Annotated in this window: 21 protein-coding genes; 11 read left to right on the top strand and 10 right to left on the bottom strand. The window is 35.5% G+C overall.

Annotation, left to right across the window (positions count from 1 at the left end; translation table 11 throughout):
• Window positions 1-121 precede the first annotated feature (121 nt).
• The 4 genes from DRF65_RS27340 to DRF65_RS27320 form a co-directional block, all read right to left on the bottom strand.
• Window positions 122-574: an adenylyltransferase/cytidyltransferase family protein gene (locus tag DRF65_RS27340; RefSeq protein ID WP_115973870.1), complete on the bottom strand. Its 453-nt coding sequence runs from the start codon at window positions 572-574 to the stop codon at window positions 122-124.
• 14 nt (window positions 575-588) lie between these two features.
• Window positions 589-1,353 carry a methyltransferase domain-containing protein gene (locus tag DRF65_RS27335; RefSeq protein WP_115973869.1) on the bottom strand — a complete coding sequence of 255 codons (765 nt, stop codon included), beginning with the start codon at window positions 1,351-1,353 and terminating at the stop codon, window positions 589-591.
• Window positions 1,354-1,373: 20 nt separating this feature from the next.
• Window positions 1,374-2,393 (bottom strand): UDP-glucose 4-epimerase GalE, encoded by a 1,020-nt coding sequence (galE, locus tag DRF65_RS27330; RefSeq protein WP_115973868.1) that lies wholly within the window; start codon window positions 2,391-2,393, stop codon window positions 1,374-1,376.
• 456 nt (window positions 2,394-2,849) lie between these two features.
• A complete protein-coding gene (locus tag DRF65_RS27320) occupies window positions 2,850-3,974 on the bottom strand; it encodes a DegT/DnrJ/EryC1/StrS family aminotransferase (RefSeq protein ID WP_115973866.1) in 1,125 nt (374 codons plus the stop codon).
• 87 nt (window positions 3,975-4,061) lie between these two features.
• On the opposite strand from DRF65_RS27320, the gene DRF65_RS27315 reads away from it, so the two are divergent.
• Window positions 4,062-5,666, top strand: a complete 1,605-nt coding sequence (locus DRF65_RS27315; protein ID WP_115973865.1) for a S8/S53 family peptidase — start codon at window positions 4,062-4,064, stop codon at window positions 5,664-5,666.
• Window positions 5,667-5,807: 141 nt separating this feature from the next.
• On the opposite strand, the gene DRF65_RS27310 is transcribed toward DRF65_RS27315, so the two are convergent.
• On the bottom strand, window positions 5,808-8,342 hold the full coding sequence (locus DRF65_RS27310; RefSeq protein WP_115973864.1) for a phosphoenolpyruvate carboxylase: 2,535 nt from the start codon (window positions 8,340-8,342) through the stop codon (window positions 5,808-5,810).
• Window positions 8,343-8,578: 236 nt separating this feature from the next.
• On the opposite strand from DRF65_RS27310, the gene DRF65_RS27305 reads away from it, so the two are divergent.
• The 3 genes from DRF65_RS27305 to DRF65_RS27295 all read left to right on the top strand — a co-directional run bounded on the left by DRF65_RS27305 (window position 8,579) and on the right by DRF65_RS27295 (window position 10,452).
• Window positions 8,579-9,145 (top strand): Crp/Fnr family transcriptional regulator, encoded by a 567-nt coding sequence (locus DRF65_RS27305; protein ID WP_115973863.1) that lies wholly within the window; start codon window positions 8,579-8,581, stop codon window positions 9,143-9,145.
• 56 nt (window positions 9,146-9,201) lie between these two features.
• Window positions 9,202-9,783, top strand: a complete 582-nt coding sequence (gene def, locus DRF65_RS27300) for a peptide deformylase (RefSeq protein WP_115973862.1) — start codon at window positions 9,202-9,204, stop codon at window positions 9,781-9,783.
• Window positions 9,784-9,846: 63 nt separating this feature from the next.
• On the top strand, window positions 9,847-10,452 hold the full coding sequence (locus DRF65_RS27295; RefSeq protein ID WP_115973871.1) for a hypothetical protein: 606 nt from the start codon (window positions 9,847-9,849) through the stop codon (window positions 10,450-10,452).
• A gap of 398 nt (window positions 10,453-10,850) precedes the next feature.
• Here the strand turns inward: DRF65_RS27295 and lpdA are convergent, their stop codons facing one another.
• Complete coding sequence (lpdA, locus tag DRF65_RS27290) at window positions 10,851-12,251, bottom strand: dihydrolipoyl dehydrogenase (RefSeq protein ID WP_115973861.1); 1,401 nt, start codon at window positions 12,249-12,251, stop codon at window positions 10,851-10,853.
• A gap of 108 nt (window positions 12,252-12,359) precedes the next feature.
• Here lpdA and DRF65_RS27285 point away from each other — a divergent pair, with 108 nt between their 5' ends.
• From DRF65_RS27285 to DRF65_RS27265, 5 genes are all read left to right on the top strand, one after another.
• Entirely contained in the window at window positions 12,360-12,770 is a 411-nt protein-coding gene (locus DRF65_RS27285) for a winged helix-turn-helix transcriptional regulator (protein WP_115973860.1), read from the top strand.
• A gap of 146 nt (window positions 12,771-12,916) precedes the next feature.
• Window positions 12,917-14,080: an iron-containing alcohol dehydrogenase gene (locus tag DRF65_RS27280; protein WP_115973859.1), complete on the top strand. Its 1,164-nt coding sequence runs from the start codon at window positions 12,917-12,919 to the stop codon at window positions 14,078-14,080.
• Window positions 14,081-14,500: 420 nt separating this feature from the next.
• On the top strand, window positions 14,501-14,974 hold the full coding sequence (locus DRF65_RS27275; RefSeq protein WP_115973858.1) for a lipocalin family protein: 474 nt from the start codon (window positions 14,501-14,503) through the stop codon (window positions 14,972-14,974).
• Window positions 14,975-15,039: 65 nt separating this feature from the next.
• Entirely contained in the window at window positions 15,040-15,696 is a 657-nt protein-coding gene (locus DRF65_RS27270) for a GDSL-type esterase/lipase family protein (protein ID WP_115973857.1), read from the top strand.
• A gap of 10 nt (window positions 15,697-15,706) precedes the next feature.
• Window positions 15,707-16,672 (top strand): tetratricopeptide repeat protein, encoded by a 966-nt coding sequence (locus DRF65_RS27265; protein WP_115973856.1) that lies wholly within the window; start codon window positions 15,707-15,709, stop codon window positions 16,670-16,672.
• A gap of 177 nt (window positions 16,673-16,849) precedes the next feature.
• Here DRF65_RS27265 and DRF65_RS27260 read toward each other — a convergent pair whose 3' ends face one another.
• The 3 genes from DRF65_RS27260 to DRF65_RS27250 all read right to left on the bottom strand — a co-directional run bounded on the left by DRF65_RS27260 (window position 16,850) and on the right by DRF65_RS27250 (window position 20,591).
• Window positions 16,850-18,202: a DEAD/DEAH box helicase gene (locus tag DRF65_RS27260; RefSeq protein WP_115973855.1), complete on the bottom strand. Its 1,353-nt coding sequence runs from the start codon at window positions 18,200-18,202 to the stop codon at window positions 16,850-16,852.
• A 146-nt stretch (window positions 18,203-18,348) separates the two neighbouring features.
• Window positions 18,349-18,858 (bottom strand): hypothetical protein, encoded by a 510-nt coding sequence (locus tag DRF65_RS27255; protein WP_228438985.1) that lies wholly within the window; start codon window positions 18,856-18,858, stop codon window positions 18,349-18,351.
• A gap of 83 nt (window positions 18,859-18,941) precedes the next feature.
• Window positions 18,942-20,591 carry an ABC1 kinase family protein gene (locus tag DRF65_RS27250; protein ID WP_115973853.1) on the bottom strand — a complete coding sequence of 550 codons (1,650 nt, stop codon included), beginning with the start codon at window positions 20,589-20,591 and terminating at the stop codon, window positions 18,942-18,944.
• A 399-nt stretch (window positions 20,592-20,990) separates the two neighbouring features.
• Between DRF65_RS27250 and DRF65_RS28700 the strand changes: the two genes are divergently transcribed.
• Window positions 20,991-21,158, top strand: a complete 168-nt coding sequence (locus DRF65_RS28700; protein ID WP_165852326.1) for a hypothetical protein — start codon at window positions 20,991-20,993, stop codon at window positions 21,156-21,158.
• A gap of 57 nt (window positions 21,159-21,215) precedes the next feature.
• Here DRF65_RS28700 and DRF65_RS27245 read toward each other — a convergent pair whose 3' ends face one another.
• A complete protein-coding gene (locus DRF65_RS27245) occupies window positions 21,216-22,724 on the bottom strand; it encodes a carbon-nitrogen hydrolase family protein (RefSeq protein ID WP_115973852.1) in 1,509 nt (502 codons plus the stop codon).
• 54 nt (window positions 22,725-22,778) lie between these two features.
• Here DRF65_RS27245 and DRF65_RS27240 point away from each other — a divergent pair, with 54 nt between their 5' ends.
• Window positions 22,779-23,426, top strand: coding sequence for a hypothetical protein (locus tag DRF65_RS27240; protein ID WP_115973851.1), 648 nt, complete (start codon window positions 22,779-22,781; stop codon window positions 23,424-23,426).
• Window positions 23,427-23,550 lie beyond the last annotated feature (124 nt).

Raw genomic sequence — 23,550 nt, 5'->3', positions numbered from 1 at the left:
AAGGTTAATACATTCTAATTTGAAAGCAACGCTAAATTTTTCTTTTCTATACATAAAAAAATGCCCCTAAAAAGTGTCTAACTTTTTGGGGGCAGTCCACTAATTTCGGGATTTTTTATTTTTATTTTACAATTTCAGCTCTCTCTTCTTTTTCTTTTTCAGCTTCATAAATTCTTTTTCTTAAGTCGCTGGTAGAAAACCTGTGGTCTCTTTTATTGTAAAAGATCTCAATACCTTTCTCTTCACAGTATTGTTTACCAGTAAAATCTCTGTCCATATAATCATCACCAATGATTCTTACATCGATAACAAAAGATTTTAAAATATCCAGTAAATCCTCTTCTGTGTAATAAGGAATAATTTCGTCTACTGCATTTACAGCTTTCAGCTGAATATAGCGTTCAACAATAGTCTGGCTTGGTTTGTTTTTGTTGGGCCTGTCGTGAGACGGATCAATCTGCAACCCTACGATCAGATAATCGCATACTGTTTTTGCTTCTTCCAGCATTTTAATGTGCCCTGCATGTAATAAATCAAATGAGGAAAATGTAATACCTATTCTTTGTGTCTTCATATTAATGTTAAAAGTTAAAACTTCGCTGAAATAAATGTTCTTTTAAACGGGTAAAAAACCGGTGATTCAGGGAAGGTGTTTTGCAATTGTTGTTTATAATCGTTTTTAAATTGTTCTTTCATTTCATCAGGAAGCCTTTCTATATAAGGAAGCATAGCGGTTCCGGAAGCCCAGGTGAATACTGCTTCCGCATTTTCAAGAACATGAGGGAATACTTTCTCATAAACGGTGATTTCTCTTCCTTTATTGTTGAATAATATTCTGGCATAGTCTTCAATGCTCAAAACAGTATACTCTCTCTCCCATCCGTCATAAGCACTTTTATAAGGCTCAGCACCTGCAATCTTTCTGAGAAGCTGATGAACTACATATTCGTGATTTGAGGGAATCTGTACGGCCAATTGTCCGCCTTCCTTAATTTTACTGATAATTCTTGGGAAAAGCTCCTTATGATTACTACACCACTGGATAGCAGCATTGGAAATAATCAGATCATAAGTATCTCCCAAATGAAGCTGCTCTTCAATACTTCTTTTTTCAAAATTCAGTCTGCTTGTTTTGAACTGAGCCGCTTTTTCAAGCATTTCTTCAGAAGAATCTATTCCTAAGACTTTAGAATCTTCTAAGTAATCCAAAAGTTTTGAGGTAAGCTCTCCCGTTCCGCACCCCAGATCTATAACGGATATTCCCCTTCTTGATTCTACCAGTTTCAACAGATTAAAGAAAGGGGCTGAACGCTCTTCTTTAAATTGATCATATATTTCAGGATTCCAAGCCATAATGGTGGTGTTTTATGAGTTTAGTTTCTCGAATTGAGATATTTCTGCCATTCCCAGACTGTCCTTAAAGACTCTTCCAAGGAAGTTTCTGATTTCCAGTTAAGTTCTTTTTCTGCTTTTGAAGGATCTGCATAGGCAATAGTAATATCCCCTTCTCTCCTCTCACAGATCTGATAAGGAACATCTACTCCATTTGCAATTTCAAAAGCTTTTACGACTTCTAAAACGGATGACCCTTTTCCAGTTCCCAAATTATAAGTATCAATCACTGTTTCTCTGGATTGATCTTCCATAAGTTTTTTCAAAGCTGCCACGTGAGCTTTTGCAAGGTCCATTATATAAATGTAGTCGCGAACAGCTGTACCGTCTTTTGTCTGATAGTCATCTCCCCAAATACTTAGTTTCTCACGAACTCCTGCAGCGGTCTGCATAACATAGGGAACTAAATTATTAGGAATTCCTATTGGTAGTTCTCCGATTTTTGCTGAGGGATGTGCTCCAATCGGGTTAAAGTATCTTAATAATGATATCTTTCTGTTGTATGCCTTAGCAAAATCGATCAGGATTTCCTCACCCATTTGCTTAGTTTTTCCATAAACGCTCTCAGGCATTTTTAACGGAGTATTTTCATCAATCGGCATTACTTCTGCCTGTCCGTATACAGTACATGATGAACTGAAAATAAAGTTGGAGATTTCTCTTTCTTTAAATTCCTGAAGGATATTAATAAGTGTAAACAAATTATTTTCATAATAGTCTACAGGCTTTACCTGGCTCTCTCCTACAGCCTTTGAAGCCGCAAAATTAATACACCCATCAATATTATGAGCATCAAAAACCTGTGAAAGAAGTTCTTTACGCTTAAGATCAAAAGGATAAAAAACTGGTTTTTTACCAGTGATTTCCTCTATATTATTTAAAATAAACCTCTCCGAATTGGACAGATCATCTACAATAACAACATCAAAGCCATTATTGATAAGTTCTACTACCGTGTGAGAACCAATATATCCAAGTCCTCCTGTAACAAGTATTGCCATTTTTTAATCTTCGTGTTTTCCTATATTTTCTATTTCATTTTTTTCTATTTCCCTATGATTTAAATAAAAGATATAAAAAAAAACAAAACCGATAACTAATGTATTAAAAATAATTACAAAGTTATAATATGAATTGTTAATGTAACTTTTAATTAAGGTATAATTAGCAAAACAAACTAAAATAAGGATCACTACAGCAAAAAAATTGAGAATAATCTTGGTATATTTTAATTTGCAAAAAATGATTATTCCTGCAATTAAATTTACAATGATGTAAAGAGAGTATTTAAAAATATTTTCAAAAATACTCTCTTTATAATATCTAGAATAAGACAAGGAATTGTAGGACATCACTGTATTGATCAAATAAAGTGAATAAATCCCCATAATAAAAAGATGAACTCCTAAAAAGAATTTATACTTTTTACCTTTAAGAAAAAATCCCTTCATCTCCTTTTATCCCATAAACTCAAGGACAGCATCTGTGATATACTTCAACTGCTCTTCATCCAGTTCCGTATGCATAGGTAAAGAAACTACCTGACTCAAAAGCTTATCTGTATTTACAAAGTCAGCATCATTGCTTTCCTGGAAATAGGCTTTTTGTTTTCTTAATGCTACAGGGTAGTAGATCATTGCCGGAATTTCCTTTTCAGTAAGGAACTTCTGAAGTTCATCACGTTTTCCATTCAGAATTCTTAATGTATACTGGTGGAATACATGAGTAGAGCTTTCAGATCTTTTTGGAGTTAAGATATTCGGATTTCCTGCGAACGCTTCATCATAATAGTCAGCAGCTTTTCTTCTCGCCTCATTATATGAATCCAGGTGTGGTAATTTTTTTCTTAAAACCGCTGCCTGAATGCTGTCTAAACGGGAATTCACTCCCACCTCATCGTGATAATATCTCTCGTACATTCCATGGTTAACAATTCCTCTTAAACGGTGTGCCAGCTCATCATTATTTGTAAAAATAGCACCTCCGTCACCATAACATCCAAGATTTTTGGAAGGAAAGAAAGATGTAGTTCCTACTGTTGCCATCGTTCCGGCATATTTCGATGTTCCGTCAGAGAATGTATATTCTGCACCAATTGCCTGTGCATTGTCTTCAATTACGTATAAATTGTGCTCTTCAGCAATTTTCAGAATCTCTTCCATATTGGCACACTGCCCAAACAAATGTACCGGAATAATTGCTTTTGTTCTTGGTGTGATCGCCTTTCTTAAAGCATCTGTTGAAATAGTAAATGTATCATAATCTACGTCTACTAAAACAGATTTTAATTTAAGCAGATGAATCACCTCTACTGTTGCTGCAAAAGTAAAATCAGCAGTAATTATTTCATCCCCTTCTTTCAAATCCAGCGCCATAAGGGCAATCTGTAATGCATCAGTTCCATTTGCACATGGAATAACATGTTTTACATCTAAATAAGACTCCAATTCATTCTGGAAAGACTTTACTTCAGGACCGTTGATGAAAGCCGCGGAATCCATTACATTTAAAACTGCATTGTCTACATCATTCTTTATTTTGTAATACTGACTTTGCAAGTCAACCATCTGAATTTTTTTCATAAATAAATTATTTCTGTAAAAATAAGGATTTTAAAATCCTATCAAAAATTTTATTGATTTTGTTTTTATCTTTATACAAAAATTTATATGAAAAAAATTTTACTCTTTTGTTTCCTAACAGGTTACTCTTATAGTATTGCACAAACTCAGCTTGTTTTTGTGTATTTTAAAGACAAGCCTAATAAAGCAGTATTTTATGCTAATCCTCTTTCTGAGCTTAGCCAAAAATCGCTTGACAGACGTACAACATTAGGCATATCCCTTAATGATCAGGACGTTCCTATAGAACAATCTTACATACAAAACCTTCAGAATCTAGGATTTACCGTTACAGATTATTCTAAATGGCTCAACGGAGCGGCAGTCAATGCAACCCCTGCTCAAATTGCCACTTTGCAAACCCAGCCTTTTGTTTTATCTGTAGAAAGTTTTGCCCGAAACGGAACTCCTACAGTAAAGCAGACCCCCGTTAATAAATGGAAAAATCCTACGAATACCCAGAAGGGACTTACCAATTTTGAATATGGTTCCGGTACCTTACAGATTGACCAGGTAAACATAAGACCTCTTCACATTGCAGGCTTTACAGGAACCGGAATTTCCATTGCCGTTATTGACACAGGATTTCCTACTGTGAATACCGGAAATGCTTTTCTGAGACTACGCAACAATAATAAGATAAAGGCTGGTTATGACTTTGTTACCAAATCCAATGACATCTACAACCCTTCTCTAAATGCACATGGCACCGTTGTACTGGGAGCTATTGGTGGTTATTTGGAAAATATCTTTGTAGGTTCTGCACCGGATGCGGATTTTTATCTGTACCGAAGTGAAAATACCGCTGCTGAAATTCCTGAGGAAGAACTCTACTGGATCGAAGCTGCTGAAGAAGCAGACAGAAAGGGAGTAGAAATTATCACAACCTCACTTGGATATCAGGCATTTGACAATCCTCAATACAGTTATACTTATGCCGATATGAACGGAACCACGTCCTTTATTGCAAGGGGAGCCGGAATTGCTGCTGAAAAAGGAATTTTTGTTCTTGCTGCGGCAGGAAATTCAGGGGATAAACCATGGCATTATCTTTTAACTCCCTCAGACAACGCTAAGGTATTTACGATCGGAGCAGTAGATTCTTCAGGAAATACATCTGTATTCTCTTCTTTCGGACCTAATTCACTGGGAGTCATTAAACCGGATGGAAGTGCTAGAGGAACTGCTACTGCAACTGTTTTAGGAGATACCACCTTTACGAGTACCGGAACTTCCCTTGCTACTCCTATTGCTGCGGGAGGTGTTGCCTGTCTTCTCCAGGCATTTCCTACCATGAATAGGGATCAGCTCAAAACAAAGCTAAGACAGACGGCTTCACTTTATCCTAATCACACAGATCAGATAGGATATGGCATTCTTAACTTCGGAAGTCTTTACAATGGTGTATTAAATACTTCTGAAATTGTAAAAAAAGAAAAATTCGCGTTGTTTCCGAATCCTGTTAAAAACATTCTTAATATTGCCTCAGAAGATGACATCAGTTCGCTGGAAATTTATGACAATCTGGGAAGGCTGATAAGAAAAGTGAGTGATCAGAAGTCTGTAAGGGTTGATGATTTTGCAAAAGGTATTTACTATCTGAAAATACAGACCCTTGATAAAGGGTATTATAAGAAGTTTATAAAGGAATAATCTTCATTATTTTAAACACAAATAGCACTATTTTATCACTAATATTACGAAACTGATTATAAACCAAAAACGGGTCATTAGACCCGTTTTTTTCACTATAAATAGTATATTTTTGATAATATCGCTTTCATTAAAAGTAATTTAAGCCGAGTTTCTGCTTGCATTAATATTTCCGAATAAAGATCTTGTCACTAATTTCTCATAAGCTTCTTTGTTTCCTTCACCTTTCTGAATTTTCATCAGTGCATATTGCTGAATACTGAGCAATGGTAAAACAATCTTTTCACGGATCTTCACTGATTTTCTGGATAACGGATCTTCTTCCTGAAGCATTTTGAAACCAGTCAATTCCAGCATAATATCTCTTGAAAGCTCATATTCACTGAAAAGAATATTCCAGAATGCTCCGAATTTAGGATTGTTTTTGATATAATAAGTTAAAGGAAAGTAAGACTTATTCATACTCATCATGGAGTTCAGAACTAAAGTTTTAAAGAAATCTGAGCCTTTATACAGTTCTCTAACTTCTTCAAACCTTCCCTCCTCTTTTAACTGCTGCATAGCATAGCCAAAACCGAAAAATCCGGGAACATTCTGTTTCAATTGTGACCAGGAACCTACAAATGGAATGGCTCTTAAATCTTCAAACTTCAATTCACTTCCGTTTCCTCTTTTAGATGGACGGCTTCCGATATTGGTTTTTCCATAATATTCCAGTGTACTCATCTCTTGAAGATAGGGAACAAACATTGGATGGGCCTTAAGATCTGAATATTTCTGATAACTGATATTTGCCAGCTCAATAATCAATGCCCGTTCTTTATCCGTAAGATCTTTTTTAGCGTTTTTAAATACATCATTTTCTACTCCGGCAGTCAAAAGCTGTTCAAAATTGTATTTTGCCTGTTCTTTATTTCCGAAAATACTGGTAATCGTTTGCCCCTGAATGGTCAGCTCAATTTTATTATTCGCAATTGTTTTTCCCTGGGACGCATAGAAATCGTGGGTTTTTCCACCACCTCTTGCCGGAGGTCCTCCTCTGCCGTCAAAAAACACAACTTTAATATTATTCTGCTCCGAAAGTTTCGTCAGTACTTCTTTAGCCTTATAAATTTCCCAGTTGGCCTTTAGATATCCACCATCCTTGGTTCCGTCAGAAAAGCCCAGCATAATGGTCTGCTGGTTTCCTCTTCTTTCAAGATGTTTTTTATATACAGGATCCTGATACAGTTCATTCATCACATGCTCTGCATTATCAAGCCCCTCCATGGTTTCAAAAAGCGGCACAATATCCATATTGATGTCTTCATCCTGATATCCACACACTTTAAAGAATGCATAGACATTCATTACATCTTTCACAGCATCAGAATTGGAGATAATATAACGGTTCATTCCTCTCAGCCCATTCAAATCCTGAATTTTGAAAACCTGAGCTACCGTCAGTAATGTATCTTTTACAATACCCTCAAAATCAGCTGTATTTACCTGTTTTGAAATCTGAATCAGCTTATTGAATTTCTGTTCGGAGTCAGCTTCTTCATTTCCATATACTTTTGCAAAAACCTCATCAATGACTTTCTGATGAATTCTGCTGTCCTGGCGGATATCCAACGTGGCAAAATGAGTTCCAAAAATTTTCACCCGATCTCTGAAATTCACCAAAAGATCTAAGAATAGTGCATTGTGCTCATTGATCAATATTTTTTCAGCCTCATCTGTTTTCTTTAAAATATCTTCTGCTGTAATTGTTTTTCCATCAAAAATAGCCGTGTATAACTCCTCGCTTAAAGCCGTCAATACTTCAGAAACACCTCTGAAGCTCAATCGCCTTCTGATGAATTTCAAATGGCTGTAATAAGACTTCAGAATGGCTGAACGAAGCTCCTCTGCTACTCTTTTGGTGACATCGGCCGTTACAAAAGGGTTTCCGTCACGGTCTCCTCCTGGCCAGAAGCCAAGCTGTATAATATCTTCATGCAGATGGAAATTTCCGTTTCCAAAGGTCTTTTTAATCTTCGTAAATAATTCACCAATCGTATCATAATACACATATCTCAGATAGGAAATAATGCTTAGAGCTTCATCAATTGGTGTCGGTTTTTCCTTATTCACAAAAGGGGTTTTCCCCAGCTGCTGCAAAAGGGTATCAATCTGAGTAACGGAATCACTGGTAATGGCCCCTCTCAGATCCTGGATGATTCTCTGTACTGAACTTGGATAAAACTGTGTAGGGTGCGCTGTAAACACAACCTTTACACTGAAATCCTTTAATTTCTCACGTACTTTCTCAATTTTATGATCCTGAAAAGAACGTTCAAAAAGATTGGTCACGGTTCCGCCATCACTTTCGGAATGCAGATTGGGAAATGCAGCATCTTCAATACTGTCGAATAAAACCACCTGTCTTTCTATATATTGAATAATCTTAAAAAGCAGTTCAAGTTTCTGCTCTTCGGTCTGAAGATCGGTATGGTTTTTAAAAAATTCTTCAACAATTTCTTCGGGGGTTTTTCCTGCATCATAGCCGGTTTTGCTTTCCTCATAAAGGAAGGGAAGCAACATCCCGATATTGGTCATTTTATCATAAGGCAGGCTCATAAATAATGAATTGTAGATCTGGAATTTATTTTCCACGATCTGCCTGAATTTTTCTGCGCGTTGGTCGTGTCTCATAATAACAAATGTAAGTGATTTTGGAATTAGTTGAATTGATAAATGACAAAAAATTAAAACTTTATTGTCACCTGAAAATTTAAAATAACAATAGCAATTACAGCTTAATTTTATCATCAAAAATTAAGTATTCTATAAATATTCAATATCTATATCTTCAATGAAACATTTTGTAACTTTGGGTCTTAATTAATTCTTAGATACAATTTTATCTGTTGTATCAAAAATTTTCGAACATGGGCTACATCAGAGAATATTACGAACAAATTGTTAAGCTACAGGAATCTGAATGGGAATTCATTGCAGGATATTTCCGCAGAAAAGTGTATGCTAAAAACGAAATTATTACGCAGCAGGGTAATACGGAAAACTATTTGTCTTTCATCGAATCCGGATTGGTAAGATTTTATATTCCTGATGATGAACATGGCTATACTTTTAGCTTCAGTTTTGAAAAGGAATTTACCTGTGCTTATGATTCTTTCCTCACTCAAACGCCTTCTGAATATGAAATGCAGGCATTAACAGAGACGGTTGTATGGCAGATCTCATTTGATGATTTACAGAAAATTTATAATCAGACCAATGTGGGAAATCATTTGGGACGTTTTGCCTCCGAGAAACTGTTTCTGGCTAAAAGCAAAAGGGTACTTTCTTTATTGAAACTTACCGCCAAAGAACGTTACTTAAAACTATTGACTGAACAGCCTGAGCTTCTGCAACGGGTTCCATTAAAATATATTGCTTCTTATATCGGAATTACTCCACAGGCTTTAAGCAGAATCCGCAGACAAATTAATTAACATAGGTTCATTGTATATCTTCCCTCTTCTGTTGAACTTTGCAGAAAAATATTTCAATGAATTTACCTATTGTAGCCTATGGGAACCGTATTTTAAAGCAGAAATGCATACCGGTTAATGAAAACAGCCAGGAAATACAGGACCTTATTGCCAATATGTGGGAAACCATGGAAAACTCCAATGGATGTGGCCTTTCCTCTTCCCAAATCAATAAACCCCTACAGCTTTTTATTGTTGACAGCCAGATCATATTTGAAAACTTTGATACTGAAGATCAGCTTCTCTCCTTCGAAAGGAATGATAAGGGAATCAGGGAAACTTTTATTAATGCTAAAATTATAAACACTTCTGAAGAGACCTGGGAAGATTATGAAGGATGCCTAAGCATTCCCGGACTGTCTCAAAAGGTAGAAAGGCCCTGGAAAATTACCATTGAATATCTCGATCAGGATTTTATCAGACAAACCAAAACTTTTACAGGATTAACGGCGAGAATCATTCAGCATGAGTATGACCACACACAAGGAGTTTTATATATTGATCATTTGAAACCATTAACAAGAAAAATGATAGAATCGAAACTGAAGAAGATTGTCAACGGAAATATTAAAACCGGATATCCTATGACGTTTTTATAATCTTCTTAGGGCATTGAGAACATGAGTAATTTTCGTAAATTTGTCCTGAAAACACGTTTCCTTATGAAAATTATCATCACGATTTCCCTGATCTTTTCCAATCTGCTTTTTGCACAGATCAAGGTTCCTGATGATTATAAAAAAATTCCGGATATTCTGGATACTACTGAATATCTTTACCCTTTTGTCATTCCCAATAAAGAATACGAATACTGGCGAGTACTCACCAATGACAATGATCCAGACAAGGCTATCATCTATGAAAGTCAGGCTCCTCTTTTTATGACCATTAATGAGCCTGCTCCTGAAAAAGGGTTTTTCCAGAAATGCATGGGTAATAATTGTTTTTCCTATATTCTTGCCTGTAAAAAAGACAGACCTGTTTATTTTTCCAATGAACAGCAATTAAGGGATTTCATCGGAACAGTAGATAATCTTCCGGAAGCTATTTTACTGGCCAGGACATATGGCTACACTATCGATACTAAAAACCGTTTTACAGGTTCTTATAAAATTGAAGATAGCTCTATTTCCCTGTATGCTTTACAATCTAAAGGCTGTCCTGTTGTTAAAGAGTCTTTTTTAATTAAGATCAACAGAAAGACCGGAAAACTGGAAGCTAAAAGCAATGGTATTTACTCAAAAAATGAGGACTGTACCACTTTATAATATGTTGGAAGGACAATAACTTTACATCTATTTTAAGATACAGGAAAATGAAAAATTTTCAGCAAGAACGTTACTTATTTTTTGCCACGAATACGTTTTGCAAATCTAAAGGTATCCGTGGCAATTATCAGCAGTATACAATTTTATCGCAGATGAAATCCTAGCGCCTTAAAAACAGTATCAAAAAGAAAAAAAATAGCGACTTTGCATTTCCAAACATTCCCTTTTTTCATCATACTCATATTGTTGGAAAACGCAAGGTCGCTAAGATTTTAAACAACATGCATATTTTAAAGCGCAAGAAAATCAAAGATTCCCGGCAAGAGTTACCCAGAATTTTTGCCATGAATACACTAATTATTTTATTTGTGTATCGTGGCAATTTAAAGTAGTCAGGATCAGATATTAATTGCTCCTTGTCCTGATGCGATCAGATATGCTTCTTTTAATGTTTCTGAATAGGTTGGATGAGCATACGAAATACGGAACATATCTTCTGCCGTGACTTCATATTCCTGGGCAATAACGCCCTGTGCAATAAGATCTGCAGCTCGGGCTCCGATAATATGTACTCCAAGTACCTCTCCATATTTTGGATCAATCAAAACTTTTGCAAACCCGTCCATATCCATCGATGCTCGGGCTCTTGCACTGGCTGAAAATGGGAACTTTCCAACATTATAAGCAATATTATTCTTTTTGAGATATTCTTCACTGTACCCTACAGATGCTACTTCCGGCCAGGTATAGACGACTGAAGGAATACGGTCATAGTGAATATGATGATTCTGTCCGTTAATTGTCTCAGCAACTAAAACACCTTCTTCTTCAGCCTTATGGGCAAGCATTGCTCCGCCTATTACATCTCCGATGGCATAGATATTAGAAACAGACGTCCTGTTGTTTTCATTAACTTTAATGAATCCTCGGTTGTCTACCTCCACTGCTGTATTTTCTAATCCCAATCCTTTTGTATAAGGGCTTCTTCCTACAGCTACCAAAACATATTCAGCCTCCAGACTATTTTCTATTCCATTTTTATCTTTAAAAAAGACTTTTGCTGCAGACTCTGAACTTTCGGTTTTATAAACAGCCTGTCCCAAGCGGATATCAACTCCCTCTTTTTTTAGGATTTTCTGAAGATTTTTCCCCAATTCATGATCCATCGCTGTAATCAGATGATCTGCATATTCGAGAACTGTGACCTGTGTTCCGATTCTGTTGAAGATGGAGGCCATTTCTACTCCTATTACTCCGCCTCCGATGATCACCATAGATTCAGGCTTTTCTTGTAAGGATAAAGCTTCAGTGGAAGTAATGATTCTCTTTTTATCAATTTCCACTCCCGGAATAGTTGATGGTTTTGAGCCTGTTGCAATGATATAGTTTTTAGCTGTAATCTCTCTGGATTCTGTTTCATTAGTAATTTTAATAACAGAGTTATTGACGAAACCTGCTGTCCCTTTCAGACGGGTAATTTTATTTTTATTCATTAAAAAATCGAGTCCGCTGGTATTTTTACCTACCACTTCAGATTTTCTTTTGTACAGCTGAGAAAAATCCAGTTCTATTGTATCAAGCTTAATTCCATGTTCCTTAAACTTATGTTGGGCGTCTGCATAATGATGAGTACTGTCCAGTAAAGCTTTTGTTGGAATACAGCCTACATTCGTACAGGTTCCCCCCAATGTTTCATATTTTTCAATAATCACTGTTTTATAGCCTAATTGAGCACTTCTTATAGCTGCAACATATCCACCGGGTCCTGAGCCAATCACGGCAATGTCATAGTTTTCCATTTGATTTATTAATTATTTATGATTAAATTTACTTGCAAAACAAAAGCAAAATTAAAACAATTACTTTCAATTTGCAAGTAATATTTTTTTTAAAGAAAAATTAAAATAATGAGTAGAAAAAGATCAGACTGCCCTATCAGCTGTTCACTGGAAATATGGGGCGATAAATGGTCACTATTAATCATCCGTGATCTGATGCTTAAAAAGGAATGTACCTATGGAGAACTTCAGAAAGCTGATGAAAAAATTGCGTCCAATATTCTGGCTACAAGGCTTCAGAACCTTATGGAAAATGGAATTATCGACAAAAGGGATCATCCGGACAATAAGCTAAAAATATTATACTATCTTACAGAAAAAGGAATTGATCTGGTGCCTATTATTGTTGAAATCAACCTATGGGGAGACAAATATCTGACGATTCCGGATGACAGGAAAAAGTTGCTGGAAGACATCAAAAAGGATAAAGAAGACTTTATCAAAAGAGCGAAAGTCTACCTTTCCAATAAGTCCCAATAAGTACAATCAAATAATTATCCGTTACCAACAGATTGGTAAACAGGTTTTGATAGCTTTCATGAAAATCAGTGATAGCAATTTTAAAATTTCATTAACTCAATTTTCCCTTTTCATTCCGTAAATTTGGGTTAAATAAATTTAGAACAATGCTTAATTTCGAGTTTAAAAATCCGACCAAAATACTTTTCGGAAAAGGAGAAATCTCTAAAATTTCCAATGAAATCCCTAAGGATGCTAAAATATTAATGATCTATGGAGGTGGAAGCATAAAAAATAATGGGGTCTATGATCAGGTAAAAGAAGCTTTAAAAGACCACGATCTTTACGAATTCGGTGGTGTTCCTGCCAATCCTGAATATGAAGTTTTGATAAATGCACTCAGTTTTATCAAAGAAAAAAACATCAATTATCTTCTTGCTGTAGGCGGGGGATCTGTGATTGACGGAACTAAGTTCATCTCTGCTGCAGCCAATTATAATGGTGAGCCTTGGGATATTCTGAGAAAACAACTGAGAACCTTTGAAGGTGAAGGCATGCCATTCGGCAGTATTCTAACGCTTCCTGCAACCGGATCGGAAATGAATTCAGGATACGTGATCTCAAGAAGAGAAACCAATGAAAAGCTTTCTTCAGGAGGACCTGGACTTTTTCCGCAATTCTCTGTTTTGGACCCTGAAGTGATCAGATCCATTCCTAAAAATCAGATTGTAAACGGAATTACTGATGCCTATACTCATGTATTGGAGCAATATATGACGGCTCCGTCTTCTGCTGATCTTCAGGAAAGAATTGCAGAAAGTATCTTAATCAGCCTTCAGGAAACGGCTCCTAAAGTATTAGCAGATGACTTCAATTATGACGCTGCCGGAAACTTTATGTGGTGTTGTACTATGGCATTAAACGGACTGATTCAGAAAGGAGTTATTACAGACTGGGCTGTACATGCTATGGGCCATGAACTGACAGCGTATTTCGGTATTGATCACGCAAGAACACTAGCAATCATTGCTCCTTCCCACTACCGTTATAATTTTGACGATAAAAAAGGAAAATTGGCCCAATATGCTGAAAGAGTATGGGGAATTAAAGACGGAAGTATTGAAGAAAAAGCGGAGCTGGGAATCAAAAAACTTGAAGAGTTCTTCCACAGCCTTCATATCAAGACCAGACTTTCTGAATATACAGAAGATTATAAAGGAACTGCTGAAAAAGTGGAGAAAGCTTTTACAGACAGAAACTGGATAGGCCTTGGGGAGTATAAAAAACTAACTCCTCAGGATGCTTCAAAAATTGTAGAAATGAGCTACTAGAGGTTTTTGAGCTCAAGATTTAAAGTTTTGAATTGAAGTACATATTTTGAATTTTGGCTAAAGCCATATGAATATAAATTTTATAATTAGAGCGGGCTTAGCCCGCTCTAATTGATTTTGATATCCGTATGAATAATTGCCGTTTATGAAAAGGCTGGGCTAAAGCCCACTCCTATTGATGTGATATACAAACGGATATGCATATAGGATAATAGTTGTTTAACGACAAGATCTTTTATCTTTTATCTTTTATCTTTTATCTTTTATCTTTTATCTTTTACAAATAATTCCCAATCTCTTATTTTTTAATTCCTCTATTACTCTTTCTTCTTATCCATAAACATTCGTTTAAAAAAAGATCATTTCATTACTTATATTTCAAATTTATTTATATTTTAGCATATTCTTAAATTTGTGAAAATGAAAAAACAGCTACTTTTATTTGCCTTTTCAGCTCTGGCACTTACTTCTTGTAATGACGATAACCTTACAGCCTATGAAATGGACATTATGAAAGGGGATTGGAAAGAAGTAAAGACAGAAATTATTTCAGGAAAAGATAATAAAACTGTGCTTGAAACGACAACTCCGGAAGGATGCAGTGCTAACAATATCCTTTTTTTCAGAACAGACTATTATGTAAGCTATACTGCTTATGATGGAAATCCAGATGGTACCAATTGCCAGTTTGCTGCTAAAAATGAAGGCAAATATACTTATAATACAGATTCTAAACTTCTCAACATCCAGCTTAGCGGAGAAGATGTTGAAAATATGAGTTTCAAAGTTGATATGCTGACTAATACGGAACTTAGACTGGTACAGCAAACCGGCAACTATGATAAGGATGGAGACAAGATTATAGACATCACCTACATTACTTACAAAAGATAAAACCTAAACTCCCGTTGATCGGGAGTTTTTTATTACTTTTATCTCAAATTTTAAAACTGAATATAATGAAGAAGATTCTATCAGCATTTCTATTGCTGTGTTTTATTATTGCCTTTTCACAGGAAAAAAAACCAATGTTCTGGCATGACATCCAGGAATTCAAAAAACAAGATCAACAAAAACCACCCCCTCAAAATGCTATTTTATTAATAGGAAGCTCATCTTTTACCAAATGGACTGATGTAGCGGATTATTTCCCTACTAAAACCATCATCAACAGAGGGTTCGGAGGTTCCAGACTTACAGATCTTAATTATTTTGCGAATGACCTGCTCTCCCCGTATCAGCCTAAGCAAATTATTATCTATTGTGGAGAAAATGACTTCGCCGATAACCATCAGCTGAAGGCACAAAAAGTAGTGAAAAGATACAAAAGCTTCTACAAAAAAATACGTGAACGATTTCCTAATATTGAGGTGGATTATATTTCAATGAAATACTCCCCCAGCAGAGAAGTCCTTTGGCCTCAGATCAAAGAAGCCAATGCCAGGATTGAAGCTTTTATGAAAAAGCAGCCACATTCTGAGTTTATAGATGTAACCAAAGCAATGGAAGATGCTAACGGAAGGGTAAGAAAAGATATTTTTGTGGAAGATATGCTCCACTTTAAACCGGAAGGCTATCAGATCTGGACTAAGGTGATGACTCCTTATATGAAATAAACCCAATCCTATGATAAAAAAAACAATAACCATTTTACTTTTTATTTTACCATTTTCTCTTTCGTTTTCTCAAGAAAAACCTGATGAAAAAAAGATTATTCAGGAACTTTCGGAGAATGCATGTAAGTGTGCTGATTCTATTGCTTTGTCTAACCGGAAAAAGGAAGATATTATAAAAGATGTTCATGAATGTATTGATAAATACACTGGAGCTCTTCAGCTATCATCCCTCTTGTCAGGAGCAGAAAAGCTTTCAGAAACAGCACCTGAGGTGAATGGGAAAAAGCAGATTAACCTGACTTTTAATTCCGATAAGAACTCAAAACAGTATATAGACAACTACAATAAACTGGAACGCTATCTGATGCAAAACTGTGAAAGTGTAAAGAAGGCTACAAAAACTACAGAAACCAATTATGACAAGTTTTCAAAAAATGAAGTTGCAGTTGATTTCTATCAGAAAGCAGTTGAAGCTTCAAAAAAGGAAAACTGGAAGGAAGCTATTCAAAATTACGAGCAAGCTGTAAAGACTGATTCAAAATTCATATATGCCTGGGATAATCTTGGGATTTGCTATAGAAGAGTTGGTGAATATGATAAAGCACTGAATGCTTATAAACAGTCTTTGGCTATTGATCCAAAAGGTAAAATGCCTTTACAGAATATAGCAATGACCTATATTTATAAAAAGGAATACCAAAAGGCTATTGATGCTTATAATGATTTGGATAAAGTGTATCCCGGAGATCCGGAAGTTTATTATGGAATGGGACAAACCTATTTTTCTTATTTGAAAAACAGCGAAAAAGGACTTGATTATATCTGCAAAGCTTACAGGATCTATACTGAGCAGAAATCACCTTACCGCTCTGATGCAGAAACAATAATAGGTCATATCTACAAAAGTATGAAAGAAGAAAATAAGGTGGATAAGTTTAATGAAATTTTGAAAAATAATAAAATTGACTTCGAGTAAAAATGAAAACTTCCCAAAATCTGCTGATTTATAATAAGGCCGAAGAAATCTAAAAAAGTTACGCATTACTACAAATCTGAAGACAGGAAGAGGAGGAGGAAAAAAAATACCAACCCTTACTACAATCAACAAAACTGATAAAAAAAAACGATTCCCATATCAGGAATCGTTTTTTTATTATTTCTTTTTCTTCGATTTAGAAATTGATTTTTGCTGTGCTCTGTTAGCCCCAAATTTCTTAGGTGCTTTTCTTTTTGAAGGTCCACCCCAGTTTTCTTTTGTATTCTTGGCTTTTTTCTCATGGAAAGCGCCTCCTCCATCATTCAGTTTTACCTGAGCCGGGTTCTTCATTATTACCTCATCTTTCTCAGAAGCAATTTTGTTTGGGTTAATTTTAACCTCTTCCGGGAAGTCATAAAACTTTAAATCTTTATCCATCAAAAGCTCAATATCAAGAATTAAAGGCTCTTCTTTTTTAGTAACAAAAGTTATTGCCTTACCTTCTTTATCAGCTCTACCGGTTCTACCGATTCTGTGAATATACTGTTCAGGAATATCAGGAGTTTCAAAGTTGATAACGTGAGTAATATTTGAAATATCAAGACCTCTCGCCATTACATCGGTAGTAATAAGGCCTCTGATTTCTTCGTTTTCAAAGCTCTTCATCGCCTTAAGCCTGTAGTTTTGAGACTTATTGGAGTGAATCACATCAAACTGTTCAGGGAAAAGCTCATCGATCTTAGTGAAAAGAAGATCTGCATGTTTTTTATTATTATTAAAAATCAACACTTTAGACATGTCTGTGTTATTCTTCAGTAAATGTTCAAGAAGGTTGATCTTGGTATTGAAATTCTCAACTTTATAGGCAGTCTGCTCGATCTTTTCAAGCGGAGTTCCTGATTTTGCCAATGAAATTTCTACAGGACTTGCGAAATACTCATCCAGCATATCATCTACAGCTTCTGTCATCGTTGCAGAGAAAAGGATATTCTGTCTCTTTTCTTTCATCATTTCGAAAATGTGAGTCAGCTGTGGTCTGAAACCAAGGTTCAGCATTTCATCAAATTCATCAATGATAAGCTTCTGAACTTCTTTAAGGGAAATAGCATTATCTATGGAAAGGTCCATCACCCTACCCGGTGTTCCTACTAAAATGTCACAACCATCATTGAATAAAAGTTTCTGTGTATTGATGTTTTTACCACCATATATTCCGATAACTCTTGCGGTAATATTTTCAGTCAGTGTCTCAAGAATTTCCGTTACCTGTACTACCAATTCTCTTGTAGGAACCAGTACCAAAACAGTTGGGTTTCCAGTTTTACTGTATTTCCAAGTCTTCAGAACGGGTAAAAGATAAGCCAGGGTTTTTCCTGTTCCGGTTTGTGCAATTCCCATTACATCTCTTCCGGAAAGGATCGGCTTTAAACTCTTCTCCTGAATGGGAGTAGGCTCAAATAATTCTAAATCTGCTAAAACATCAAGAACTTTAACCGGTAGGTCAAAATCTGCAAAAGTGAGTTTTTCCATTTTGCAAAGATAAGTATTAATATGTAGAATGTAAAATCGGGTTTTTGAGATGACCGATGGCAAAGACAGGAATCCCAGATCAAAAGAGTGAAAGCCTGAGAACTGAGCCCAAAACCTTCAGCTTTATACTTTGAACCTTAACCTCATCAGTTAACCTTTACGCTTTTACTGCTTATTTTAATATCATCATCTTTCCATTCACTGGTAGTGATGATAACATTTCCTTTCTTTTTAGGATCTTTTTTAATTGGAAACTTGTCTTCTTCCCACTGGTTGCAATGTGTGGAAATAGGATCTACAAACTGTTTCCATTCTGTTTTGCTTAATGTGTAAACGTAGAAAGAATGCCAGCAGCTTGTACACCAATTGGGATAAAAGCCAATCTCATCCTTACCGTCATTGTTAAGATCTCCCAGATTGTATAAAGCTCCCCCTTTAGCCATCGAAATCGTGAACGGCTTTATATTTTTATCACTGAAATACATCGTGGTATCACATCTTCCATCACATTCATCAGTACAATCACTGACCTTAGCATAGACATATTCCTTTGTTCCGTTTCCGTCAAAATCTCCTTGAGTTTTCTCTTCAGTTCCTTCCTGAGCCATAGCAGATATGCCACAGAAAAGCATAATAGGTATCATTAGTTTTTTCATTGTTATATTTTGGGGCGAAGTTTTGGATGCAAGATTCTAGGTATAGAAAATATATAATCTAAAATCACGGATCTTATAACCTGTTATTTCCTTGTTACTCTCAACAAAAGTATTAATATTAAAATAATTGAAAAAACGAAACCTAAAACCGCAACCACAGACAGCTCTCCTATTCTTGGTCCGGATTCTGAAGAAAAAACAATGGCTGTTGCAATAATATTTGCTCCTAAAATCATGGCTAAAATCAGATTAATCACACTGGATTTTATCAGCTGGTTTGTCTTTTCAATATTTTTGATCTCACTGGAGACCGTAAATTTATTTTCATCCAGTTTTTGAAGTACAGAGCGGAGTTCTTTTGGAATTTCATCCACATTATCCGTAAAATTCATCATCCGGTCCATTCCTGTTTTCAAAAGGTTCTTCGGACTTATTTTCTTGGTAAAAATCTTTTTAGTGTAAGGGTGAAGGCTTTTGACAATATCCAGATCCGGGTTAATATTTCTCCCCACTCCTTCTATCAGGCTGATTCCCTTAAATAAAAGGTAGAAATAATCTGGCATGTACAATCTGTTATCCTTTAAAATATCCTTCATCTTATTGATAATAACCTGAACATTAATCTCCTGTAATGAGGAACTGTGAACAAAATTCAGAATATCTTCCACATCATTTTCAAATCGTCTTTCATCTGGGATTTCATAGCTAATCGCCATTTTTTTGAGATAACGGACAATTTTGTGTGGATTTTTAGAAACAAAACTTACGATCAGGTTTTCAAGGATTTCCTTATCGTTGGGCTGGATTTTTCCAACGGCTCCAAAATCAATAAAGACAATTTTCCCATCTTTTTTCACTAAAATATTCCCTGCATGCGGATCAGCATGAAAGAAACCGTAGTCTAAAATCTGGGAAACAAAGAGTCTTAATCCTGCTTCAGAAACTTTTACAGGATCAATATCATTAGCCAGAAGAACAGATTTATCAGTTACCTTTATTCCATCGATGAACTCCATACAAAGAATATTGTTATTGGAATAGTCTTCGTAAATTTTAGGAACATAGGTTTCTTTGTTATTCTTAAAATTCAGGCGAAACTGCTGGATATTATTTCTTTCATTCGTCAAAGAAACTTCTTCCAATAATGATCTTTCAAAAGTGGAAATAGCCTGTTTGAGATTCAGCTTCTCTCCTATTTCTGAATAGGCGGAAATTATTTTTTCAATATCTTTAATGAGCAGTAAATCATCTTCAATGACGGATTGTACGTCTGGTTTTCTAAGTTTCAAAATGACCGGACTTCCGTCCAGCAAAACAGCTTTATAAACCTGTGCAATGGAGGCTGTAGCCAGCGGCTCTTTCTGGATTTCCAGAAAATGATCTTTCACAGAAATATTGAATTCACTTTCCAGTGCTTCTTCCACGTCCATATCTACCGTTTCCACCTTATCCTGCAACTTTTGCAGCTCCTGAATCAGTTCCGGTGGCAGCAGATCTTCCCTGTTACTGAAAGTCTGTCCCAGTTTTACAAAAGTAGGTCCCAATTCTTCCAATGCCAATCTGATTCTTTCATAAACAGTTCCTTTGGAAATAATTTCATCTGAATTCCCGGAAATATCTTCCTGTTTATTTCCGCCATTCATTCTTGCGAGAATATCTTTAAATCCGTATTTGCTTAATACGGAAATCAGTCTTGCGGATCTTTTCAGTTTTCTTTGCTGCTTGTCAAACATAGTGTATCAATAGTAGGTGCAATGTACTCCAAAAACTGTTCCTAATACTAATTTAAACTGAATATAAAAGGTTAATAGGGGGAAGATGGAAGCTTGAGGCTGGAAGTTACTTGTAGTTGTATAATTACTGAATATCTTTTCATCAAATATTCCAGAAAGATGAAAACCGGAGTATAATTATTCTTTAAGGTGTTTATTCTTCCTGTCTTCAAATCTGTTTGCTGTCCTGAATTTAAAACAAAAACAGAAATTCACGATAAAGAGATTAAAAATACAATCACATAATCAGCATCTTACATTATTATTTACAAGCATAATAAAGAAACAATGTTACGTATAATAATATTTTATATATTTACGAAGTACAAACTTAAAACAAACCAATAAAAGTATTACAACATGAAAAATTTAGGTAACAGCAAACTTTCAAGAGAACAATTAAAAAACGTTTCAGGAAGTGGAATTATTATCGGTGGTAAGTGCTCTCACCAGTGCTGTCCTACTGACGGACTTCCAAAATGCCCGGGAATGATTTGTCCTGCGGTAGTTTGCCCACAGTATTTATAAGATACACATTTAAATTTTAGGTAAAATAAAAACAGAATGCTTTCGCATTCTGTTTTGTTATTTAAGATAGGTTTCATAAAGGTCTTTTCTCCGGTCTTTCATCACCTGAACCGAGCCGTTGTGATGAAGATCCTTCAATAAATTAAGGTCTACATCTACAATTAAGGTCATTTCCGTGTTAGGAGTAGCCTCTCCTTTCACTGCATTGGATGGGAAGGCAAAATCTGAGGGAGTAAATACAGCCGCCTGTCCAAACTGGATATCCATATTATTTACTTTCGGAAGATTTCCTACACAGCCTGCAATGGCAACATAGCATTCATTTTCTATAGCTCTGGCTGCAGCACAGTGGCGCACTCTCATATAAGCGTTCTGTGTATCGGTAAGATAAGGAACAAACAGTATCTTCATTCCCTGGTCGGCTAAAATTCTTGGCAATTCAGGGAATTCAACGTCGTAGCAGATCACGAGTCCTATTTTACCACAGTCTGTATCGAAAACTTTGATTTCATTTCCGCCTTTCATTCCATAATATCTCTTTTCGTTCGGAGTAATATGGATTTTTCTGTATTCATCCTTACGACCATCACGGTGAAGAAGGTAGCTTACGTTATACAAATCATTAGTCTCATTATCAAAAACAGGCATACTTCCGGAAATGATATTGACATTATAGCTGATGGCCAGTTCGGAAATTTTCTTTTTAATATCTTCAGTAAGCTTTGCCAGCTCTATCATACTGTCTCTTTCTGAAAGGTTATTGAAAGGCGCCAGCAATGGTGTATTGAAAAGTTCCGGAAACAATACAAAATCTGACTTGTAATCTCCCATTACATTCACAAAGAACTCTACCTGCTCATAAAAGGCCTCTATATCTTTGAAATGCCTCATCTGCCACTGTACCAATCCAAGACGGATGATGCTGTCCTGCATGGTATTCGGGTTTTTGCTGTAGTAAATATTGTTCCATTGCAGAAGCACTGCATTTTCTCTTGACGCTTCATCTTCTGGAAGATATTTTTTTAATACCCTGATCGGCAGAAAATTATTGGAGAGCTGGAAAGATAATACAGGATCATAAATCTCTTTATCTCTTACTCTTCGGATATATTCTCTTGGAGAAAGCTCATGGCTGTGTTTGTGATAATTCGGGATTCTTCCACCCAGAATAATTGATTTCAAGTTTAAAAGTTCACATAATTCCTTTCTGGCATCATAGAGTCTTCTTCCCAAACGCAGCTCACGGAATTCAGGGTCTACAAAAACTTCTATTCCATATAAAACATTTCCTTTTGAGGTATGGGTATTAAAGGTATAATTTCCTGTAATATCACTATAGGTATGATCGTCACCGAATTCGTCATAATTTACAATAATAGAAAGCGCTACTGCAGCCAGTTTTCCATCTACCGTAATACAGATTTGCCCATCAGGAAACATTCTTGTGAGTTTTTCTATACTTTTTTTAGACCATATGGATTCCGACATTTGTGGATAAGCCCTTTTCATTGTTGCTGCCAGTTCATCATAATCCTGAACATTCAGGGGTCTTGTATCTATTTGCATTTAATGTAATTTTACTTAAATTTAGGAAAAAATAATTAAGAAAATATAATAGAAGTGGGTACTTACATAAAATACACTGATGAAAATAATTTTGAAATACCAAAAGAACAACTTCATAAGCTTTCGGAATTTAACTGTTTAACTTATGATTCTACCACTAACGAGCTTAAAAAAATAGAACGGTTTTTAAAAAACTACAGAACACAGCAAATTGAACAATCAGGAGGTGAAGTTTATCTTTCTCCTGAGGAAGAATCGTCAGAAATTATTAATAATCATATTGATATTGGATCATTTGGCAAGCCCTGGACATTCTATTATAATAAAGAACAGAATAATCAGGGAGATACACAATGGGAGTATATATTTTATCGTAATCGCAACCTGTTGGGCAAGGGTATTTTAGTATTTGATGATAGAAATAGAAAATTAGCCGGATGTTCAATAGATCTAATAACAGGATTTAAAACTGAAAAATTTAAAAATTTCTATGGTGATCCTTCTGTATTTGATTATGAATTCCAGAATGAAGCAATACCTAATATTGAATTTAAATATAAACAGGATGATTCTATCGAAGAAGTTTATTTCCGGGATGATGATTATTCGTTAAGAGACTTCCTTAATAATGATGAAATAATTACAAAATTTCTCTGGAAAGAAAACCAATATTATCACTCTTTTGATCCTATGCTTTGCTAAACTAAAAATAAAATCCCGCCCAAACTAGACTGCACCCAAAAGTTTAGACAAAATTAAATAATATTATTATATGAAAGAGTTCGGTACTGTACTGGACTCTTTCCTTTTAGATTAAGCCTTATCC

Origin of the sequence: Chryseobacterium pennae, from assembly GCF_003385515.1 — a bacterium.
Classification (GTDB): domain Bacteria; phylum Bacteroidota; class Bacteroidia; order Flavobacteriales; family Weeksellaceae; genus Chryseobacterium; species Chryseobacterium pennae.
This window is presented reverse-complemented; position numbering and strand designations above follow the sequence as displayed.

Coding starts and splice junctions, on each gene's coding strand:
- DRF65_RS27340 (WP_115973870.1), bottom strand. CDS start 574: ATGAAGACACAAAGAATAGGTATTACATTTTCCTCATTTGATTTATTA.
- DRF65_RS27335 (WP_115973869.1), bottom strand. CDS start 1,353: ATGGCTTGGAATCCTGAAATATATGATCAATTTAAAGAAGAGCGTTCA.
- galE (WP_115973868.1), bottom strand. CDS start 2,393: ATGGCAATACTTGTTACAGGAGGACTTGGATATATTGGTTCTCACACG.
- DRF65_RS27320 (WP_115973866.1), bottom strand. CDS start 3,974: ATGAAAAAAATTCAGATGGTTGACTTGCAAAGTCAGTATTACAAAATA.
- DRF65_RS27315 (WP_115973865.1), top strand. CDS start 4,062: ATGAAAAAAATTTTACTCTTTTGTTTCCTAACAGGTTACTCTTATAGT.
- DRF65_RS27310 (WP_115973864.1), bottom strand. CDS start 8,342: ATGAGACACGACCAACGCGCAGAAAAATTCAGGCAGATCGTGGAAAAT.
- DRF65_RS27305 (WP_115973863.1), top strand. CDS start 8,579: ATGGGCTACATCAGAGAATATTACGAACAAATTGTTAAGCTACAGGAA.
- def (WP_115973862.1), top strand. CDS start 9,202: ATGAATTTACCTATTGTAGCCTATGGGAACCGTATTTTAAAGCAGAAA.
- DRF65_RS27295 (WP_115973871.1), top strand. CDS start 9,847: ATGAAAATTATCATCACGATTTCCCTGATCTTTTCCAATCTGCTTTTT.
- lpdA (WP_115973861.1), bottom strand. CDS start 12,251: ATGGAAAACTATGACATTGCCGTGATTGGCTCAGGACCCGGTGGATAT.
- DRF65_RS27285 (WP_115973860.1), top strand. CDS start 12,360: ATGAGTAGAAAAAGATCAGACTGCCCTATCAGCTGTTCACTGGAAATA.
- DRF65_RS27280 (WP_115973859.1), top strand. CDS start 12,917: ATGCTTAATTTCGAGTTTAAAAATCCGACCAAAATACTTTTCGGAAAA.
- DRF65_RS27275 (WP_115973858.1), top strand. CDS start 14,501: ATGAAAAAACAGCTACTTTTATTTGCCTTTTCAGCTCTGGCACTTACT.
- DRF65_RS27270 (WP_115973857.1), top strand. CDS start 15,040: ATGAAGAAGATTCTATCAGCATTTCTATTGCTGTGTTTTATTATTGCC.
- DRF65_RS27265 (WP_115973856.1), top strand. CDS start 15,707: ATGATAAAAAAAACAATAACCATTTTACTTTTTATTTTACCATTTTCT.
- DRF65_RS27260 (WP_115973855.1), bottom strand. CDS start 18,202: ATGGAAAAACTCACTTTTGCAGATTTTGACCTACCGGTTAAAGTTCTT.
- DRF65_RS27255 (WP_228438985.1), bottom strand. CDS start 18,858: ATGAAAAAACTAATGATACCTATTATGCTTTTCTGTGGCATATCTGCT.
- DRF65_RS27250 (WP_115973853.1), bottom strand. CDS start 20,591: ATGTTTGACAAGCAGCAAAGAAAACTGAAAAGATCCGCAAGACTGATT.
- DRF65_RS28700 (WP_165852326.1), top strand. CDS start 20,991: ATGAAAAATTTAGGTAACAGCAAACTTTCAAGAGAACAATTAAAAAAC.
- DRF65_RS27245 (WP_115973852.1), bottom strand. CDS start 22,724: ATGCAAATAGATACAAGACCCCTGAATGTTCAGGATTATGATGAACTG.